13 protein-coding genes and 1 pseudogene are annotated in these 14,607 nt (G+C 68.4%); 4 read left to right on the forward strand and 10 right to left on the reverse strand.

Going from position 1 to position 14,607, the window contains the following annotated elements; genetic code table 11:
• Window positions 1-2: 2 nt before the first annotated feature.
• Both BR78_RS0102330 and BR78_RS21520 read right to left on the reverse strand, forming a co-directional pair.
• Window positions 3-737, reverse strand: a complete 735-nt coding sequence (locus BR78_RS0102330; protein WP_037565887.1) for an ABC transporter ATP-binding protein — start codon at window positions 735-737, stop codon at window positions 3-5.
• 10 nt (window positions 738-747) lie between these two features.
• Window positions 748-1,986, reverse strand: coding sequence for a glycosyltransferase family 4 protein (locus tag BR78_RS21520; protein ID WP_197021251.1), 1,239 nt, complete (start codon window positions 1,984-1,986; stop codon window positions 748-750).
• 136 nt (window positions 1,987-2,122) lie between these two features.
• Here BR78_RS21520 and ppsA point away from each other — a divergent pair, with 136 nt between their 5' ends.
• Complete coding sequence (gene ppsA / locus BR78_RS0102340; protein ID WP_081855573.1) at window positions 2,123-4,567, forward strand: phosphoenolpyruvate synthase; 2,445 nt, start codon at window positions 2,123-2,125, stop codon at window positions 4,565-4,567.
• A gap of 1 nt (window position 4,568) precedes the next feature.
• Window positions 4,569-5,534, forward strand: coding sequence for a 1-phosphofructokinase family hexose kinase (locus tag BR78_RS0102345; RefSeq protein ID WP_037565889.1), 966 nt, complete (start codon window positions 4,569-4,571; stop codon window positions 5,532-5,534).
• 1 nt (window position 5,535) lies between these two features.
• Here BR78_RS0102345 and BR78_RS0102350 read toward each other — a convergent pair whose 3' ends face one another.
• Together BR78_RS0102350 and BR78_RS21895 are read right to left on the reverse strand one after the other, a co-directional pair.
• Complete coding sequence (locus BR78_RS0102350) at window positions 5,536-6,483, reverse strand: L,D-transpeptidase family protein (protein WP_037565891.1); 948 nt, start codon at window positions 6,481-6,483, stop codon at window positions 5,536-5,538.
• A gap of 1 nt (window position 6,484) precedes the next feature.
• Entirely contained in the window at window positions 6,485-6,850 is a 366-nt protein-coding gene (locus BR78_RS21895) for a host attachment protein (protein WP_029934597.1), read from the reverse strand.
• 184 nt (window positions 6,851-7,034) lie between these two features.
• On the opposite strand from BR78_RS21895, the gene BR78_RS0102360 reads away from it, so the two are divergent.
• Window positions 7,035-7,859 (forward strand): universal stress protein, encoded by an 825-nt coding sequence (locus tag BR78_RS0102360; protein WP_029934598.1) that lies wholly within the window; start codon window positions 7,035-7,037, stop codon window positions 7,857-7,859.
• 73 nt (window positions 7,860-7,932) lie between these two features.
• Here BR78_RS0102360 and BR78_RS0102365 read toward each other — a convergent pair whose 3' ends face one another.
• From BR78_RS0102365 to BR78_RS22080, 5 genes and pseudogenes are all read right to left on the reverse strand, one after another.
• Window positions 7,933-8,583 carry a BON domain-containing protein gene (locus tag BR78_RS0102365; protein ID WP_029934600.1) on the reverse strand — a complete coding sequence of 217 codons (651 nt, stop codon included), beginning with the start codon at window positions 8,581-8,583 and terminating at the stop codon, window positions 7,933-7,935.
• A 34-nt stretch (window positions 8,584-8,617) separates the two neighbouring features.
• Window positions 8,618-11,197 (reverse strand): magnesium-translocating P-type ATPase, encoded by a 2,580-nt coding sequence (gene mgtA, locus BR78_RS0102370; protein WP_231478088.1) that lies wholly within the window; start codon window positions 11,195-11,197, stop codon window positions 8,618-8,620.
• A 110-nt stretch (window positions 11,198-11,307) separates the two neighbouring features.
• Window positions 11,308-11,778: an Hsp20/alpha crystallin family protein gene (locus BR78_RS0102375; RefSeq protein ID WP_037565892.1), complete on the reverse strand. Its 471-nt coding sequence runs from the start codon at window positions 11,776-11,778 to the stop codon at window positions 11,308-11,310.
• A gap of 42 nt (window positions 11,779-11,820) precedes the next feature.
• Window positions 11,821-12,048, reverse strand: a complete 228-nt coding sequence (locus tag BR78_RS0102380) for a hypothetical protein (protein ID WP_029934606.1) — start codon at window positions 12,046-12,048, stop codon at window positions 11,821-11,823.
• Window positions 12,049-12,114: 66 nt separating this feature from the next.
• Window positions 12,115-12,820 (reverse strand): annotated as a pseudogene (locus BR78_RS22080) (lysylphosphatidylglycerol synthase domain-containing protein).
• 176 nt (window positions 12,821-12,996) lie between these two features.
• Here BR78_RS22080 and BR78_RS0102390 point away from each other — a divergent pair.
• Complete coding sequence (locus tag BR78_RS0102390) at window positions 12,997-14,019, forward strand: zinc-dependent alcohol dehydrogenase family protein (RefSeq protein ID WP_443027662.1); 1,023 nt, start codon at window positions 12,997-12,999, stop codon at window positions 14,017-14,019.
• Here BR78_RS0102390 and BR78_RS20775 read toward each other — a convergent pair.
• The gene (locus BR78_RS20775) at window positions 14,016-14,564 is read right to left on the reverse strand and encodes a CC0125/CC1285 family lipoprotein (RefSeq protein WP_051683159.1); all 549 of its coding nucleotides are present in this window, start codon (window positions 14,562-14,564) and stop codon (window positions 14,016-14,018) included. The two genes, BR78_RS0102390 and BR78_RS20775, sit on opposite strands and share 4 nt — an antisense overlap.
• Window positions 14,565-14,607: the final 43 nt, after the last annotated feature.

Here is a 14,607-nt window from a genome sequence, read left to right on the forward strand (position 1 = left end):
TCTCACCAGCTGAGCCCCCCGGGCGCCTTGCGCACCGCATTGTGCCGCCGCCCGGTGATGCGCCCGTCGCCGAACATCAGAACTTCGTCGGCGATGTCCGCGATCACGGCATTATGGGTGATGATGAAGGTGGTCGTGCCGAGCTCGCGATTGACCTGATCGAGCGCCGCGAGGACCAGGGTGCCGGTCTCGCTGTCGAGCGCACCGGTCGGCTCGTCGCAGAGCAGCACCTGCGGCCGCTTGGCGATCGCACGCGCAATCGCGACGCGCTGCTGCTCGCCGCCCGAAAGCTCGGCCGGAAAATGGTCCAGCCGCGACTCGAGCCCGACCAGCGCCAGCGCCTCTGCGGGGTCCATCGGCGCTTGGGCGATCTCGGTGATCAGTGCGACATTCTCGCGCGCCGTGAGCGAGGCGACCAGATTGTAGAACTGGAACACGAAGCCGATGCTGCGCCGGCGATATTCGGTGAGCGCGTCGTCGCCGAAGGTGGTGAGGTCGCGATCATGGAACCAGGCATGGCCGGCGCTGGCATGATCGAGCCCGCCCAGGATGTTGAGCAAGGTCGACTTGCCCGACCCCGAGGGACCGAGCAGCACGAGCATCGCGCCCTCGGCGACCGTGAAATCCACGCCGCGCAACGCATGGACCGCATTGTCGCCGCTGCCATAGACCTTGGTCAGCTGCTCGACGCGGTACACGTCCCGCCGCGCGGCGGAGGATTCGCCCGGCGCGGCCACTCGGTCACGCCTAGGCCGCGAGCGCTTCGGCCGGATCCGAAGCCGTCGGCACGGCTTCGACGCGGGAAAGCAGCGGCTCGAACGATGCGACGCAGCGCTCGACCATATGCCGCCAAGTCATCGCCTGACCCTCGCGCGAGGTGCGGTGGGCAAGCGCGCGGCGCGCATCCTCATTGGCAAGCAGCTCGCCCACCGCATGCGCCAGTCCGCCAACATCGCCGAACCCGACCAGACGCCCGCGGCCGTCCGTGAGCAGTTCGGCGGCATGGACATAGGGAGTCGAGACGATCGGCTTGCCGAGCCCGAACGCGTAGGACAACGTGCCCGAGGTGATCTGCGCCGGATTGCCATAGGGGGTCACATAGACATCGGCCGCGGCGATGCAGTCGAGCAGCGCGGCTTCGTCGAGAAAGTGCGCATCCCAACGCAAATGCGCCTCGACGCCGAGCCCGGCCGCGAGCGCCTGGAGCCGTTCGCGATAGGCTTCCCCCTCATGGGCGACGAGGTGCGGGTGGGTCGCGCCGACGATGCGGTAGAGCGCATCGGGCGCCTGTTCGAGAATCGTCGGCATCGCCGCGATCATCGCCTCGAGCCCCTTTCCGGGCGAGAGCAGCCCGAAGGTGAGGATCGTCGGCCGCCGCTCCAGCCCGAGCCGCGCACGCGCCGCCGCCGGCTCCTCGTATCGCCGGGCGGGAACGCCGTGCGGGATGACCGTGATCCGCTCGGACGCCACGCCATAGATATGCCGAAGCGTCGCTCGCGCGCGCTCGGCCATGACGATGAAGCGGGCAACTCGACGGGTTAGCGCCGCCATCACGCGACGCTGGTCGTCGTTCGGCGCTTCGAGCACGGTATGCAGCGAGGCCACGACGGGCAAGTCGACCGCATCCAGCAGTTCGAGCAGCCAGGCGCCCGCCGGGCCGCCATAGATTCCGAACTCGTGCTGGACCCAGAGGAGCTCGGCCCCGCTCGCCACGATCTGGCGCGCGGCGGCGCGATAGCTGGCCGGCTCCTCCTGATCGATCGTGCCGGTGACGGATTGCGGGAAGCGATAGCTGCGACCCGGGTCGACCATCGCATAATGGTCGACGACGATGCCGGGGAAGCGCGACACCAGCGCGTCCTGGACATGGCTGGTGAAGGTCGCGAGCCCGCACAGGCGCGGCAGCGCATTGCCGAGCAGCGCGATGCGCGCCGGCGCCTCCAGCGGCACCGCATTGTCCATGGCGTCGCGTCGAACTGCCCGCATCCTGGCCTCCCATGAATGGATCGGGAGCGAGACTACCGGCAACGCGCGCCTGTCAGGATACGGGATTATCCGGACAGCGTGGCGCTTGGGACAATCCCGTATCGCGTTCGCGGCAGCGAGCGCGATGCTGTCCCGCATGACCGACCATGATCTTCTCGTCCGCCCGGACCACGAGGCCCGATCGTCCACTGCGTCCGCGGACGCAGAACCCCTGCTGCTCAACTTCGAGGATGTCGGCATCGGCGACATCGCGCGGGTGGGCGGCAAGAATGCGTCGCTCGGCGAGATGATCCAGCGGCTGCGGCCAGCTGGTGTCCGCGTGCCCGGTGGCTTCGCGGTGACAGCGGCGGCCTACCGGGCAACGATCGCGGAGGCGGGACTCGACGCCGCAATCGACGCAGCAATGCTTGCCTGGCGCGCGGGTTCGCTCTCGCTTCGCGAAGCCGGAAGCACCATCCGGGCTTCGATCGAGAATGCAGTGCTGCCCGACGCGGTCAGCAATGCGATCCGACGCGGCTACCGCGCGCTCTGCGCGCAAAGCGGCCGGAAGACGCTCGCTGTGGCGGTGCGATCGAGCGCGACCGCCGAGGATTTGCCTGACGCGAGCTTCGCCGGCCAGCAGGAGACGTTCCTGAACGTCGCGGGCGAGGACGCGCTGCTCGCGGCCTGCCGGCGCTGCTATGCCTCGCTCTTCACTGACCGCGCGATCGTCTATCGCGAGGCCAAGGGGTTCGACCACCGCGCCGTCGCGCTGTCGATCGGGGTGCAGCAGATGGTGCGCTCGGACCTTGCCGGCTCCGGCGTCATGTTCACGCTCGATCCCGAGACCGGCTTTCCGCACGTGGTGACGGTGAGCGCCGCCTGGGGTCTTGGCGAGATGGTCGTGCAGGGTCGCGTCGATCCCGACCAGTATCTCGTCTTCAAGCCGCTGCTCGACGACCACGCGAAGCAGCCGATCATCGCGCGCACCCTTGGCGCCAAGGCGTGCCGCATGCGCTATCGCAAGGCGGGCGGCGGAACCGAGATCGTGCGGACCCGCAGCGCCGTGCGCGACACGTTCGTACTCGGCGACGCCGAAGTGCTCGAGCTCGCGCGCTGGGCCGTGGCAGTCGAGACGCATTACGGCCGGCCGATGGATCTCGAATGGGCCAAGGACGGCGTTACGGGCGAGCTCTTCCTCGTCCAGGCACGGCCCGAAACCGTGCAGTCGATGCGCGGCGGGGCCAAACTCAGGAGCTGGCGCCTCGAAGGCAAGGGCGAAGTGCTCGCGACCGGTGCCGCGGTGGGTCAGGCGATCGCCACCGGAGAGGTGTGCCGCATCCGCGACGCCGCCGATATCGAGCGGTTCCGCGACGGCGCGATCCTGGTGACGGAGATGACCGATCCGGACTGGGTGCCGGTGATGCGCCGCGCCGCCGGCATCGTCACCGACCATGGCGGTCCGACCAGCCACGCCGCGATCGTCAGCCGCGAGCTCGGCGTCCCCGCCGTGGTCGGCACCGGCGACGCGAGCCGGCGGCTGGCCGAAGGCGCGCAAGTGACGCTCGACTGTGCATCGGGGGGCGTCGGCCGCGTGCTCGAAGGCGCGCTGCCCTTCGCTTCCGAGGCGGTCGCACTCGACGCGTTGCCCGAGACCCGCACCCGGCTGATGATCAATCTCGCCGACCCCGACGCGGCCTTTCAATGGTGGCGGCTCCCGGCGAAGGGTGTCGGCCTGGCACGGATGGAGTTCATCATCTCCAATCTCGTGCGCATCCATCCGATGGCGCTGGTCCATCCCGAGGCGGTGACAGAGCCGCGCGACGCCCGTGAGATCGCCCGGCTGACCCGCGGCTTCGCCGATCCGGCCGACTATTTCGTCTCGACCCTGGCGCTGGGGATCGCCCGGATCGCCGCGGCATGCTGGCCGCATCCCGCGATCGTCCGGTTGAGCGACTTCAAGACCAACGAATATGCCTCGCTCCTCGGCGGCGCCGGCTTCGAACCGGGCGAGGAAAACCCGATGCTCGGCTTTCGCGGGGCGTCGCGCTATTATCATGAACGCTATCGCGAGGGGTTCGCGCTCGAGTGCCGCGCCCTTAAGCGGGTGCGCGAGGTGATCGGCCTCGACAATGTCGTGGTGATGGTCCCCTTCTGCCGCACGCCCGAGGAGGCGGACCGCGTGCTCGAAGCGATGGCCGCGAACGGGCTGGCGCGCGGTCAGGCCGGGCTCCGGCTCTATATGATGTGCGAGATTCCCTCAAACGTGGTTCGCGCCGAGGAATTCGCCCGGCTGTTCGACGGCTTCTCGATCGGATCGAACGACCTGACCCAGCTCGTGCTCGGAGTCGATCGCGATTCGGCATTGCTGGCGCCTTTGTTCGACGAGCGCGATCCCGCCGTGACGATGCTGATCGCTGACCTGCTGGGCCGGGCGCAGGCTGCCCATATCCCTGTAGGAATCTGCGGCCAGGCGCCGAGCAACTATCCCGATTTTGCGCGCTTCCTCGTCGAGCACGGGATCGATTCGATCTCGCTCAATCCCGACAGCTTCGTCCCGACGCTGAAGATCGTCGCCGACGCCGAGAAGGCGAGAGGCTGACATGTCGGCAATCGCGACACTGACCATGAATCCGGCGCTCGACGTGACGACTTCGACCGCGACCATCAAACCCGGCCACAAGCTGCGATGCGCCGGGCCCCGCGAGGATCCGGGCGGCGGCGGCATCAACGTTGCCAGGGCGATCCATGCGCTCGGCGGATCGGCCGTGGCACTCTATCCGTCGGGCGGCGCGTCGGGCGCGCGGATCACCGGGCTGCTCGAGCGCGCCGGCGTGCCCGTCCGCACCGTGGCGATCGCCGGGACAACCCGCGAGAGCTTCACTGTCGACGAGCAGACCAGCGGTCGCCAGTACCGGTTCGTGCTGCCGGGACCAGAGCTCTCCCAAGGCGAGCAGGCACGCTGCCTCGAGCTGCTGGCGGAGCTTCAGCCGCGCCCGCGCTGGCTGGTCGCGAGCGGCAGCCTGCCGCCGGGTACGCCCGAAACCTTCCTGTTGATGCTCGGCGGACTCTGCCGCTCGCTGGACATCGAGCTGCTGCTCGATAGCTCGGGGCCTGCGCTCGCCCGATGCGCTTCGCTCGACGCGCTTCTGCTCAAGCCCAGCCTCAGCGAGCTCGAAGCGCTTGTCGCGAGGAGCCTGCCGAACGAAGCCGAGGAGGAAGCGGCGGCCCGAAGCCTGATCGATCGCGGGTTCGCGCGCGCGATTCTCGTCTCGCTGGGCGCGCGCGGCGCCCTGCTGGCGACCGCTGGGAGCGCCACGCGCTTTCCCGCGATCCCGGTGTCGATGCGCAGCACCGTCGGCGCGGGCGACTCGATGCTGGCGGCCGTGACGCTTGCCCTCTCGCGCGGCTGGCCGCTGGAGCAGTCCGTTCGCCTCGGCATCGCCGCCGGCGCAGCCGCACTCACGGCGCCGGGGACGTCGCTCGCGTCACGCGAGGATGTCGAGCGCCTGTTCGGCGGCGAGATCGACGGGGCGGCGCCTGGCCTGATGGCAGAAGCCATAGGCTAGCTTAGCGCGGCGGTTCCGCATCGAGCAGATCCACCGGCGCACCGGGCGCCAGCGAATCGGGTGTGACCACCACCGTGGTCCCCGGCACCAGCGCCGCGGCCACCGCCGAGCGGAACGCCGGATCGACCCGGAAACGGCTCCAGTCGGGATCGGCATCGTTCGATCCTGTCGCCTCGCCCGGCAGCACGGCCAGCCAGACGGGCCGGCCTTGGGCATCGGTCCGCCGCACATAGGCGCTTGTCGCGGTGACGGGCGCACTGAATTCGACGGGCGCCGCGCCGATCTCCCGCCCGTCGCGCAGCACCACCACGCGGCGGTCGGCGCCGCTGACGATGATCGAGAGCGGCCCGGAAAGGGCGCGCTCGGGATGCCACTGGGCACCACCGCGCGCGGAATCGGCCATAGGCAGAGGATCGCGCGTCGGCGCGAGCCGCGGCAAGGCAGGCGCGTCGGTGACGATCACGGTCATGCCGAGCGCGGTCACGCCATAGAGCAGCCTGGCGAATGCGTGGGGCAAGCGGATGCAGCCATGCGACGCCGGATAGCCTGGCAATTGGCCGCCATGGAGGGCGACGCCTTTCCAGGTGAGCCGCTGCATATAAGGCATCGGCGCATTGTCGTAGATGCTCGAGAAATGCTCGACATGCTTCTGGAGGATCGTGAACACGCCCGTCGGCGTGCGATAGCCTTGCCGGCCGGTCGATACGGTGGTCACTGCGATCGGCACGCCATTGCGGTACAGAATGGCGCGTTGGCTGGCGACGCTGACGATCAGCAGGATCGGACCGTCCGGTGCGATCTCGGGAAGCCAGAGGAACTCACCCGGCTTGAGCTGCTCGACCGCAGCCACGACCGAGCCGCCCGGAAACCCTTCCTGTGCCAGCGCCGGAACCGCGCAAGCGAGGTCCAGTGCGGCGACAGCGCACGCCAGAAGCCTTTGAGCCTTCATCTCAGGCGGGCGCCCGGTGAAGACGCTCCGCGAGCTCGTGCGGGGCGCATCCCGCCAGGTCCCTGCCGATCTCGGCGATGACATGCCGGCGCGCTTGCGGCGGCAGCTCCGAGCGCATCGCGCCGAGCAGGTCGGGCGGCGCCACGAGGATCAGCGGGGTGCCGGCGGCAAGCAGCGGGTCGACCGCTTCGATCACGTCCCGCACGCGCGCCCGGTCATCATGGCGGTCAGCGCGCGTGCCGCAGCGGCGCAGCCGGTCGCTCGGGACCGGCTCGAGATCCGGGCCGGTGTCCCTGCCGCGATTGCGCAGCAGCTGGACGTGCGCGCCGTCGAGCACCAGCACCAGCGCGCCATGGGGAATGAGCATCGTCCCGCCTCCATTTGAAAAGCTGGCCCTGATGGCCATGGCACCGGCATGCGCTGGCGCATCTTCAGTTCGAATGCGGAAAGTCCCGTACTGTCGGTCGGGCGCTCGAGCTTCGCTACGGGACATTCCCAAGCGCAAACCGGTTCCGTCCAAGGTTCGATAGACGCTTCGAAAGGAGCGTATCATGATCAAGGATCTACTGATCGTCATCGACAACAGCAGTGCTGCGGATTCCTTCCTCCAGGCTGCCGTCGCATTCACCGAGCGCTCCGGAGCGCGTGGAGAGGTCGCGATGCTGTCGCCCGGCCCGCTTGCCGCCGCCGATCTCGCGCCGTTCGGCGCGCTCTATGTCCCGGACGAGGTCCTGCAACGGGAAGAGGAGGCCCGGCTCACCGCCGTTCGCGCCTCGATCGCGGAGGCCAAATGCCCGATCGAGGTCTATGGCCTGCGCGACGATATCGCCTGGGTACCGCATGACCTTCGGCTGAGCCGTCCGATGGCGGATCTCATCCTCGTCGGCGGTCCCGACAGCTGGGAGGTGCCCTGGCTGCATCGGCGCGTGCTCGAGACGCTGCTCCTGTCGACCGGGACACCGCTCCTGATCATGCCTGCCGGGCGGCCGCTGGGGCCGATCCATCGTGCGGTTCTGGGCTGGAAGCCCTCGCGCGAGGCGAACCGGGCAGTGCATGATCTCGTCGCGCTGGCCGAGCCGGGTGCGGCTATCGACGTGATGCTGGTGGATGAGGATGCGAAAGCCGGCACGCGGCCCGATGTCGTCGAGGTCGAGCGCCACCTTAACCGGCACGGGTTCAAGCCAAGCGTCCATGTCTCGCCGCCCGGCGACTGGTCGAGCACCGCCGACATGCTCGAGCATTACGCCGTCCAGGTGGGCGCCGATGTCCTCGTGGCGGGCGGCTATGCCCATTCGCGCATGCGCGAGGCGGTGCTGGGCGGCGTCACGCGGGGACTGCTGGGACAGGTGCGCCTCCCGGTGCTCCTGTCGCACTGATGCTTCGGGTCCGGATGCAAAAAGACCCCGGAGGTATCGCCTCCGGGGTCTTTCGTGTGGTCCCGAAACGAACTCAGGCAAGAACGATATTGTCCTCGACCGACAGCACGCCCGGAGCCGCCCATGCGGCCTGTTCCGCGACCCGGCGTTCGTTCCAGCCATGGACCGAGCCGCCCAGCCTCACGGTCGAGCCATCGACCCTGACCTCGATCGCAGTGGCATCGACTTCCGCCGAGCGTTTGAGCGCGGCGATGATCTTCTCGCGAACATCATGGGCGGTGGGACGCTGACGCACGGTGATGTTGCTCATCACGCCGAGCACGCCGTTAATCTGGCTGGCGGCGCGCCAGGCGGCCAGCTTCTGATAGTTCCACTCGGCCTCGCCGGTGAGCGTCACATAGCCCTTCTCGACCTTCACCTGGATCTTGTCGTGGGGGATGCTCACATTCCAGGCGAACATGTGCACGATGCGCTGCGCGATCTCGTCGTCCGAGGTCTTCGGATCGCTCGCGAAGCGCACCTCGATCTCCTGCGCGACCGCCTTGACGCCGTGCACGCGCCGCGCCGCACGCTCGGCCGCGAGCTTCATCGCATAATTGGGGGCATGCCCGCTCAACGTGATCACGCCGTCGCGCGCCGTCACGCCGATATGGCCATGTTCGATATCGGGAGCCCAGCTGAGCTCGTCGAACACGTCCTTCTGTAACTGGCTGTCGGTCTTCATCGCCATTCTCCTCGCTGAGGGTGGCAGGGCCTCACTACCCTGCGCCACCGAGCTTCGGACTGGGCCTCCTCCGGGGGAATAAGGAGTGTTGCGTACCGGCCGGGACGCGCCGCCGCCGGAAGAAGAAGCGCTTCGCGGCCTCCGTTACCGCGGCATAGGCGATCACGATCGCGATCGCCGCAGCGAGCATCAGCGGCGGCAGTGGAACCAGGCCGAACAGCGACGCGAAGCCGTCGCTGTAGGGAAGCAGCAGCGCCATTCCCGCCGCCGCGACGCTGCTCCATAACAGGGTCGCGCTCGGTCGGCTTCGAATAGCCGTCCGACGCGTGCGCACCACCAGCACGACGACGAGCTCGGTCAGGAGCGACACCAGGAACCACATGGTCTGGAACAACGGCGCGTCGGCGTGCAGCACCATGAGCAGCAGCACGAAGGTGAGCGCATCGAAGGCGGAGCTCACGAGCCCGAAGACGATCATGAAGCGCTGCACTTCGCGCAGGTTCCAGCGTTGCGGGCTGGCGACCTGCTCCGGATCGACGCGATCGGTCGAGATCGCCATCGACGGCAGGTCGGAAAGGAAATTATTGAGCAGGATCTGCTTGGGCAGGAGCGGCAGGAAAGGCAGCAGCGGCGTCACCATCGCCATGCTCACCATGTTGCCGAAATTCGCGCTCGTGGTGATGGCAATATATTTGAGGGTGTTCGCGAAGGTACGGCGGCCGTCCGCGACTCCCTGGCGAAGCACGTCGAGGTCTCGCCTGAGCAATATGATATCGGCGCTCTCGCGCGCGACGTCGACGGCCCCCTCGACCGAGATACCGACATCGGCGACATGGAGCGCCGGAGCGTCGTTGATCCCGTCGCCGAGATAGCCGACTGCGTGACCGGCGCTGCGAAGCGCGCGAACGATTCGCTCCTTCTGCTCGGGGTCGATCTCGACGAACAGCTGCGTCCGACGCGCATGATGGACAAGGGCGCGGTCGGACATCGTCGATATCTCGCTCCCGGTCAGCATCGTCGCTTCGCCCAGGCCCACGGCGCGGGCGACATGGGCCGTCACATGGCGGTTGTCGCCGCTGAGGATCTTCACCGCGATTCCCAGCCGCTCGAGATCGCCGAGCGCCTTGGCCGCATCCGGCTTGGGCGGGTCCACGAAAGCGAGGAAGCCGAGGAACGTCATGTCGTGCTCGTCGGTGCGATCGAGCCGGTCCGTCGCGGGAAAGCGCCGTTCCGCGACGCCCAGCAGCCGCAACCCTGTATCGCCCTGCGCCCGGAACCGGGCGTCGAGCGCGGCGCGCATCGTCTCGTCGAGCGGCCGGCCAATGTCGGCACCCGGGGGCAGGAACGCGGTGCAGACGGACAATATGTCGATGACCGCTCCCTTGGTGACCATCCGCACGCCGCCGCCCGCATCCTCGACCAGGACGCTCAGTCGCCGCCGCTCAAAATCATAGGGAATCTCGCCCCGCTTGCTGAGCCCGGCGGCGGTCCAATGCTCGGCTTCGGCCGCGGCGCAAAGCGCCTGGTCGAGCGGATTGGCGATCCCGGTCTCGAGCGCGGCATTGACATAGCCTGCCTCACGGACGCGGCGGCATGGGTGCCCCGCGCAGTCCAGGGCATCCGCCAGCGAGACGGTTCCTTCGGTCAGCGTGCCCGTCTTGTCGGTGCACAATATGTCCAGGCTGCCGAGATTTTCGATCGCCTCCAGCCGGCGAACGATCACGCCGCTTCGGGCCAGATGGCGGGCCCCGGCCGAAAGCGTAATGCTGACGATGGCGGGGAGAAGCTCGGGAGAGAGGCCGACCGCGAGCGCGACCGCGAACAGCAGCGACTCTGCGACCGGGCGCCCGAGCAGCTGGTTGACCGTGAGCACACCGAGCACGATCACGATCATCACCCGCAGCAGCATCCCCCCGAACTGCCGGATGCCGCGCGCGAAGTCGGTCTCGGGTTCATCGAGCCTGAGCCGCGCCGCTATCGCGCCATAGAGCGTGCGCGGCCCGGTCGCCACAATCAGCACGCGGGCGCTGCCCGAGCGCACCGAGGAGCCCATGAACACGCAATTGGTCCGCGCCGCCACCGTGGCATCCGCCATTGCCGACCCGGGCGCTTTCTCCACGGGCAGCGACTCGCCGGTAAGCGCGGCTTCGGTCACGAGGAAATCATTGGCCTCGAGGATACGCCCATCGGCTGGTACGAGATTGCCGGCCGAGAGCAGCACCAGGTCGCCCGGCACGATCCCGGTGCAGGGAATGATGCGCTCGACGCCGTCGCGCACGACCCGTGCGCTGAGCGCAAGCCGGTCGCGCAACGCCAGCACGGCCCGTGAAGCGCGATATTCCTGCCAGAAACCGAGGATGGCGCTCCCCAGCACGATCGCGAGGATGATCGAGGCGTCGACCCATTCGCTGAGCGCCAGCGACACGCCGGCACCGAACAGCAGGATCAGCACCAGCGGGCTCGCGAACTGCCGGAGGAACAGGCGCGCCGGCGAGACGCCTTCGTCGTCGCGCAGCTTGTTGGGCCCGCCAAGCCTGAGGCGCGCGGCGGCCTCTTCGGTCGCAAGCCCCGCGCCGCCGGTGGACAGACCGGCCAGGAGGGTGGCCTCGGGCACTGCCCACCAGCAAGGTGGTGAACCGGGCAGCGTCGCGGAAGACGCTGCCCGGTCGGGATCTTCTCCAGGCCCGCGCGGCGGGTCCGCGCGGGCGGAGCCGATCATCGCAGTCAGCCTGCCGTGCTGATGGCGATCTTGCGGGCGCGGTCGTGCGCCTGTTCGCTCCTCGGCAGGGTGACGGTCAGAACGCCCTTGGCGAAGGTAGCTTCGATCCTGTCGCCATCGACATCCTCGGGTAGCGCGATGCGGCGCTCGAACTTGCCGTAGCGCCGCTCGCTCATCAGATAGCCGGCTTCCTTATGCTCCTCGGCCTCGCGCTTTTCGCCCTTGAGCGTGAGAATGCCATCCGCCACGCTGATCTCGACATCGGCCTCGGTCAGCCCGGGAAGCTCGGCGGCCAACCGATATTCCTTGTCGCCCGAGGAGAGTTCGAGCGCCGGCACCGGCGCCAGCGAGCCGAAGTTGAACAGGCTGCGCGCCGGGCCGAAATCGTCGAACAGGCGATCGATCTCGGTGCGAAGCCAGCCGAGCGGTGCACCCGTGGCGCGGCGCGCCGTGTGAGCAGGGGTCAGGTCATTCATGGGACTCACTCCTTTCGCGGATTGCGCCACAAGCACGGATGGTCAGGCGAACAGGGCATGCTCGCCCTCGTCCTCGATCGGCGGCGGGACGATCAGCTCGTGCGTCGCACCCGCCTCAACGGCCGGAGGCCGGCTGGGGGGAACGGCATCGCGAAGTGCCTCGCACCAGCCAAGACCGGCGAGAAGCGGCAGCTGCGTCGCGGCCGCGCTCCAGGCGATGATGCCGGCCGGGTCATAGGGCCAGGTCCGCAGCACATGGTCGATCGCCATCTTCGTCTCCCTGCTTGGGCTGCTCGAATGCTAGTGCCGGACCGAAGCAGGGCTCGATTGGGAACACTACTTACCGGGTGCGCCTGGCCCCGTCCGAATGAGGATGAGGCCTGGTGCCAGCGGTAGCCACAAAGTGAGGCTTCGCAGCAGAAGCGCCGCCGCGACGGCGGCCTCGAGGGAGACCCCCAGCACGGTCAGCATGGCGACCGAGCTCGCCCCGGAGCTGCCAAGAGCCATCGGAATGGGCCCCAGGGTCGCGACGATCGACGCCATCATGAGGGCGATGAAACCAGTCGCGACACGAAACGGCTGGCCGAGTGCGGCAAGGCAGACCGCCAGCGTCAGGCCGTCGGCGAGAAAAACGGCGGCATTGCAACCGGCGACGCGGAGGATCAGACGCCTGTCCGCGATCAGATGCCTGGCCGCCTCGCCGAACGCACGCAACAAGGTGCGCACGATTCCGATCGACTCGATCCGACGCGGCAACGGCCTGCTGCCGCGCGCATGGAGCCACAAGGCAAGCGAGATAATAGCCGACAAGCGAGACGAGCAGCGTCGCCACTGCGGCACCACGTGGCGCGCCGAGCGCGGTCAGCCGGTCGATCAGCAGGACATTGCCGCCGATGCCCGCGCTGGGAATGACCTGGTCAGCGAACAGCTTGCTGAGAGCGACCCGCAGGAGGCGCGCCAGCCGGACCGGATGCCCCGCGCGCTTGAGGACTGCCGACCAGCCAAGGGCGACGGCGGCGTAGGTGCCGCACTGAAGCACCACCGCGGCCAACAACCAGCAAGGCGGCAGCAGCGACCAGCGCGAACAGCCAGTCCCATCCTGCTCCGGGAGGAGGATCAGTCACATCCTCTGTGTTGTCACGCGGCTGCGCCATGCTCTGCCTCCAGAACGCAGCTATGCCGCCGACGATGCGGCCGCGCCTCGCAATATCCCTTATTTTGCGCCTTCACGCGACGCCGCAGGATCTCGGCATGATCCAGGGCTATGCGATGCAGATCGAGCGTGCCGGCGCGCCGCTCAACCGGGTCGAGCGCAAATATGCCGCGCCGGCCGGACACGAGGTGCTTCTCAAAGTCCTCGCCTGCGGCGTGTGCCGCACCGATCTGCACGTCGCCGACGGCGAGATCTCGGCGTCCTACCCGGTGGTGCCTGGGCACGAAGTCGTCGGACGCGTTCTGGCGCTGGGCCAGGATGTGCAAGGAGTCGCGGTCGGCGACCGGCTGGGCGTCCCGTGGCTTGGGCAAACGTGCGGCCGGTGCCGCTATTGTCGCTCGCATCGCGAGAATCTGTGCGACTCGCCGGTCTTCACCGGCGCCACGCGCGATGGCGGCTATGCCAGCCATATCCTCGCCGACTCGCGCTATTGCCTGCCGATCCCGCCGGACCTGGGCGATGTCGAGGCGGCGCCACTGCTCTGCGCCGGGCTGATCGGCTATCGGGCGCTGACGATGGCGGGTGAAGCGGCGCAGATCGCACTGTACGGCTTTGGCGCGGCCGCGCACATCATCGCTCAGGTCGCACTTTGGCAGGGGCGCGAGGTCCTTGCCCTGACCCGGCCCGGTGACGCCAGGGCCCAGGCCTTTGCGCGCACGTTGGGCTGCGCCTGGGCGGGGGGCACTGATGAGACACCCCCCGACCTTGTCGACGCGGCAATCCTGTTCGCGCCCGCGGGCGAACTCGTGCCGCTGGCGCTGCGCCATGTGCGCAAGGGCGGGCGCGTCGTTTGCGCGGGCATCCATATGAGCGACATCCCTTCCTTCCCCTATACCGATCTCTGGGGAGAGCGATCGATCCTGTCGGTTGCCAATCTCACCCGGACAGACGGTCATGCGTTCCTTGAGGTCGCGCCAAGGGTGCCGGTGCGGACGCATACGACAGTTTTCCCCCTGGCTGAGGGCGGGGCTGCGCTCGCGGCGTTGCGTTCGGGCGCGCTGGAAGGCGCCGCTGTGCTCGTACCCTAGGGTCGTCTCGTCCGACGGACGTCTTCCGCACGATGCAGCGCCAGCAGCCGCGCCGCATCGACCGCCACGGGAGAGGAATTGGCCACTTCGAGCAGATCGATGGTGTAGGCGACCTCCACGCGTTCGAGCAGCCGCACGCGCGAAGGCCAGAGCGGATCCTCCTCACAACCCTTCCAGCCTTGGCCAAGGCAGTAGAAGCGCCAGAAGCGGCGCCAGTCGCCGAACCCGCCGCGATAGGTGGCCCACGCGCCTTGTGGCCCGGGCAGCACGTAGACGCCGCGCGAAACCAGCCGGTCGCCTGGCGCGAAGAAGTCATAGCCTCTGGAAAGGCTGAGCTCGGCGGCACGGCGCAACGCAAGCCGGTCCAGCTGCGCGATGGGCGTCCCCTTCGGACCGGAATAGCTCACCCGGAACCGCTTCGGCCCGATCGGCGCCTCGGCATAGCCCATGCGATCTGACTGCCCCTCGGGCACATAGGCGAGGCGCGTCTGGACGCATCCGGCAAGCATCAGAAGGATCGCAGGCAGCGTGTGGCGGATCGGCATGGCATCTTGTCTCCGGTCGTGACATCGAAGCTAGCCGGCAGAC

This window comes from Sphingomonas sp. UNC305MFCol5.2 (assembly GCF_000712135.1).
GTDB lineage: Bacteria > Pseudomonadota > Alphaproteobacteria > Sphingomonadales > Sphingomonadaceae > Sphingomonas.

What these genes read in the sequence shown, in the direction of transcription:
- BR78_RS20775 (WP_051683159.1), bottom strand. Translation starts at nt 14,564, where the DNA reads ATGCCGATCCGCCACACGCTGCCTGCGATCCTTCTGATGCTTGCCGGA.
- BR78_RS0102365 (WP_029934600.1), bottom strand. Translation starts at nt 8,583, where the DNA reads ATGAAGACCGACAGCCAGTTACAGAAGGACGTGTTCGACGAGCTCAGC.
- BR78_RS21895 (WP_029934597.1), bottom strand. Translation starts at nt 6,850, where the DNA reads ATGCTCATTCCCCATGGCGCGCTGGTGCTGGTGCTCGACGGCGCGCAC.
- BR78_RS0102345 (WP_037565889.1), top strand. Translation starts at nt 4,569, where the DNA reads ATGTCGGCAATCGCGACACTGACCATGAATCCGGCGCTCGACGTGACG.
- BR78_RS0102375 (WP_037565892.1), bottom strand. Translation starts at nt 11,778, where the DNA reads ATGAATGACCTGACCCCTGCTCACACGGCGCGCCGCGCCACGGGTGCA.
- BR78_RS0102360 (WP_029934598.1), top strand. Translation starts at nt 7,035, where the DNA reads ATGATCAAGGATCTACTGATCGTCATCGACAACAGCAGTGCTGCGGAT.
- BR78_RS0102380 (WP_029934606.1), bottom strand. Translation starts at nt 12,048, where the DNA reads ATGGCGATCGACCATGTGCTGCGGACCTGGCCCTATGACCCGGCCGGC.
- ppsA (WP_081855573.1), top strand. Translation starts at nt 2,123, where the DNA reads ATGACCGACCATGATCTTCTCGTCCGCCCGGACCACGAGGCCCGATCG.
- BR78_RS0102350 (WP_037565891.1), bottom strand. Translation starts at nt 6,483, where the DNA reads ATGAAGGCTCAAAGGCTTCTGGCGTGCGCTGTCGCCGCACTGGACCTC.
- BR78_RS21520 (WP_197021251.1), bottom strand. Translation starts at nt 1,986, where the DNA reads ATGCGGGCAGTTCGACGCGACGCCATGGACAATGCGGTGCCGCTGGAG.